Raw genomic sequence first — 4134 nt, 5'->3', positions numbered from 1 at the left:
TCTACTCAAACGGAACAAAACCTGGGACACTTCACTGCAGTGGTGCGAACTCGTGCTCCACTATGCTGAGACCCATGATTGCTCAGACGGGAAATCTGCGCCAATGGCAGTATTTCGTGGCTTTAGCGGAGACCGGTAGTTTTACAGCGGCGGCAGCGCGACTGGGAGTGAGTCAGCCGCCTGTCTCCAATGCCATTAAGCGCTTAGAAGCTGGTGTAGGTACACCGCTATTTATCCGAGGGGCGGGGGAAGTGAAACTAACCGAGGCAGGGTTGACCTTGCTTCCATATGCCCGGGTGATTAATCGCGATCTTCAGACTATGCATTCGATGATTGACGGTATCCGAAGTGGTGCGCAAAGCGGGTTTCGTTTGGCCATCAGTAGTGCGCTTCCAAGCGAGATAGGATCGCGTATTGCAGCAAAGGCACAGCAGCATGATGGAGTAGTTTTGTCGTCACTGCCTTCTGTTGAGATTCTTGCCCGTGTTGAAGAAGGCGCTATTCATGCGGGGCTTGTTCAAGCTCCGGTTCCCTTGGGTACTCACCGCAGTGCGAGGCAGTTTTCTCTGTCACGTGATCTAGTGGTGCCGCCGGGGTATTCAAGGTTGGATAAGACCTTGTCTCAATTGAATCTGCTGGTGGAGAACCTGAATGACAATTCAAGTGCAGCCAGTGGTTTGGCGAGAGAGCTATTTCGGTCGGGTGTGTCTTGCGAAATTAATGATTCAGAGGATGCTCTAGGTAGGGGCTTATTGATTGGAAGAGGGGAGGGGATGTCTTTGGTATTTCGCGGTTTTCACCAGTTTGACAATGCTATTGAGCTTCCTTCCCGTTTCGATTTTTCCGTGGATGTAGTGGTTCGCCGAGGTGGGATGGACAATGGCGCCGAGGCCATGGCGGTCGCCGAAAGAATTTGTCGAAGGATTAACCAATGACTGCACGGATGGAGATGGCCCTGGAAAACGTGTTGATGCGGTCGGGGTGTGAGGGATGGTGGTGTGCATCGCGACTGCACGATGGGGTGACTATCGGACGCAAACAAGACGAGAAAATTACGGTGGCATCCTTATATAAAATCCGGCTCCTCCACCTCACTTTGGAAGCGATTCAACGAGGTGATCTGGATCCTCGTCTTCGTGTTGACGTTGCACCGTCCAAAGGAACTTACGAAGGGTATGGGTTCGCTGCCTTTGATGACGCAGTGAACGTGAGTCTCCGAGACTTAATGAAACAAGTCGCATCGGTGTCAGATAACGTGGCCGCCCACGAGATTTTGCGTCTACTGCCTGCGTGGGCTCGAGAAGCATTTCTTAAACGGTTTCCACCTCATTATGACTTGCAAGATCGGAATAGCTTAGTGACGGCGGAGAAACAATTGCGTCAATATGTTCAATCCCAAGGGGGGAGTAGTACAGATATAGCGTTTTCTGCAGTCTCTTCGTTGGCGGAAATAACTAATGACTTGGAACAGGTTTGGAAAGACGATAGTGCAGCGGTACGTCGATCTATGTGTGAACTCTTGGGGTTGCAGGTGTGGCGTCACCGTGTTCCTTCAGGCTTTCCTCCAAGCGGCGTTGATATCTATGGAAAAACGGGCACTGTAGGACTTCTCCATGGTGAAGCTTCGATTATCCAGGTTGAGGGCGAGGAGCCCATTGTGGTGTCCATCATGCTGAAACAGGTGGTGCCAGAACAAGCAATGAGTACTCACGATGGTGCTATTGGCGAAGTGGCTAGACTGCTCGTGGACGCTCTTCGTTAGAATTTCTGCCACTTGAATACACACTTCTACCATCGCCTATATGTGAATGAAATGAGACAATTGCATTATGTGATATTGGTGGCATCCAATGCGTCTCACTTAACGTCACTCCCATGATGACTAAGCACAATCGTTTCCGTCAGTCGGTGATTGCACTCTGTTCGCTCTCCGCAGTGATGTTGAGCAGCTGTTCAGCTCTACCGTGGGAATCAGACTCAGACGTATTTCTCAAAGCTTTCAACGCGGGAGATGACAGCAAGGCTGCACGGTATCTGGATCATCCAGACCCGGAGCGCGCCCTTCATGAATTTCGGCAGTCACTTCATGGTGTGAAGGTCAACATCGAAAAATCTGATATTTCCAATGGAAAGCAGAATACTCATGTGACTTGGTCCAAAGATGGTGTGGAGTTGGAGAGCAATGGTCGGCTCGTCCTTAGTGGACAGGATGGTAAGCCTCAATGGTTGCCTTCGATCTTCGAAGCTCAGTTGAGCGATGATTCCGCACTCTTTTTTGCTGAAGATAAACAGTACGATCTTCCAATTAAAGATCGCTTGGGCAATGAATATATGACCTGGACGAAAGTTATTCAGGTACGAGGTCGCAAAGATATAGCCTCTAGAGCGCAGGAATTGGCCCAGATTTTTGCACCAGTGTCTCCCACAACGACTAAGGAGTGGATCGAGCAGACCTTGGGAGAGTCTCAGGATGAAGACACCGTGCTCCTCACTTTGAGGCAGGAAGAATTCCGGAAGATACAAGAGCAACTTAGGACCTTTGAGGGAATTTCCACTGTGGAGCAGGGGCGTCTCTTAAGCGTGTCCAAAACTCTTAACTCTCCGCTGGATGCTGAATTGAACAAATATTGGGAGTCAGTGCTCGATGCTAATTCAGGATGGTCGATACGCGCTGAGAGTTCACAAGGTATGACGACGGTAGCCTCTGAGCCGCCTCGCCGAGTTCAGCCAATCGCAACCACTCTGGATATCACACTGCAAAGCGCAGCAAAACAAGCAGTGGACAGTGAGCAACGTGCCGCAGTTCTAGTCGTGCTCAATCCTAGAACAGGAGGTGTCCTTGCCGTTGCACAAAATGACAAGGCAAATAACCAAGGGCCAATCGCACTCACCGGGCTATTCCCACCGGGATCGACGTTCAAAACTGTGACCACAGCGGCGGCACTAGAGGCAGGGGCAGTCAGCATGGATGAGGAACTACCTTGTCCTAGCAATATCACCGTCGCTGGACGCAAGATTCCCAACGATCATGACTTCGATCTAGGTAGCGTTCGACTGGAAGAAGCTTTCGCCCAATCATGTAACACAACCCAAGCGGTCATTTCGGATCGTTTGGGAGAAGATGATCTGCAACGGACTGCTTTAGAACTCGGAATTGGCTCCGACTTCGACGTACCAGGGATGACCACACTTACTGGTTCGGTGCCGCGGACACCGGCTGGACCTCCTCGTGTGGAGGCTTCTATTGGACAGGGCGAGGTTCTAGCTAGTCCATTTGGGATTGCGCTCATGCAATCGACTGTCGCTAACGGCGGCTTGCTTGTTCCTCCACAGCTCATTCAAGGCGAACAGACAGTAGTGAATAAACAGGCAGACCAGCATGTCAGCGATACAACTATTCAAAGCCTCCGGACGATGATGAAATCAACAATTGACCACGGTTCAGCTAGGTCGTTGAGTGATCTTAGTGCACTTGGCGGAAAGACTGGTACAGCAGAAATTGATGGCAAGCTTTCCAATGGCTGGTTCGCTGGAACGACAGGGGAATTGGCGATTGCGTCCCTTGTAATCGAAGGAGATTCTTCTCAGCCAGCTGTGGAAATGGCCGGGCGTTTCCTTCGCTCGCCGGATGTTCAGAAATTCTCTGGAATTCAATAAACTTGCGTCATAACCTCTAGCACGGGTTAAGTAAAGAAAAGTGTGTCTTTTCCGGGCGTGTTGCGGTTATTTGATCCAGCCTTTTTGGATGCCGAGGTTGTGTTGGTAGCTGGTGTCGATGGCGGTGTCGTATTCTGCTGGTGCACCGATGTCATTGGTAGTGGCTGTGGTGTTGTGGGTGATCAGGTCTGTTGCTGTGGAAAGTGCGTCTTGACCCCATCGTTGGTCCCTGGCGATCTTGACCGGATCGTCAGGGACTTCTGTATGTAGATACAGCCACCAATCCATCACTGTGCGTTGATGCGGTAGTGATAGTCCGCGGTGTCTGCGGGCTAGTTCTTTTATGGGGGCGTTGATGCCACCTTCGAGGCTGTTTGTTGTTGCTGCAAGGTTGTCGGGGTCGATGGTTGTTGGTGGGGGTTGCAGGTAGGTAAACAGCAGGTCTGAAGTGCCCCGGGTTTTGTTCCTAGGCATTTG

The 4134-nt window shown here is 50.9% G+C and carries 3 protein-coding genes and 1 pseudogene; 3 read left to right on the top strand and 1 reads right to left on the bottom strand.

The genetic code is table 11. The features are described from left to right. Positions 1 to 74 precede the first annotated feature (74 nt). From HMPREF3098_RS09715 to pbp2m, 3 genes are all read left to right on the top strand, one after another. Complete coding sequence (locus HMPREF3098_RS09715) at positions 75 to 935, top strand: LysR family transcriptional regulator (protein WP_012360809.1); 861 nt, start codon at positions 75 to 77, stop codon at positions 933 to 935. After that, positions 932 to 1762: a serine hydrolase gene (locus HMPREF3098_RS09710; protein WP_049147775.1), complete on the top strand. Its 831-nt coding sequence runs from the start codon at positions 932 to 934 to the stop codon at positions 1760 to 1762. Before HMPREF3098_RS09715 ends, HMPREF3098_RS09710 begins: the two co-directional genes overlap by 4 nt. Before the next feature lie 113 nt (positions 1763 to 1875). Then, a complete protein-coding gene (pbp2m, locus tag HMPREF3098_RS09705; RefSeq protein ID WP_049151672.1) occupies positions 1876 to 3657 on the top strand; it encodes a penicillin-binding protein PBP2M in 1782 nt (593 codons plus the stop codon). Between the two features lie 66 nt (positions 3658 to 3723). Here the strand turns inward: pbp2m and HMPREF3098_RS09700 are convergent. Next, positions 3724 to 4134: pseudogene (locus HMPREF3098_RS09700) on the bottom strand (IS256 family transposase); the annotation flags it as partial.

Origin of the sequence: Corynebacterium sp. HMSC28B08 (assembly GCF_001806865.1) — a bacterium.
GTDB classification, from domain to species: Bacteria; Actinomycetota; Actinomycetes; order Mycobacteriales; family Mycobacteriaceae; genus Corynebacterium; species Corynebacterium auriscanis.
Note: the sequence above shows the minus strand (reverse complement) of the source record. Positions and strands in the feature narration are given on the sequence as shown.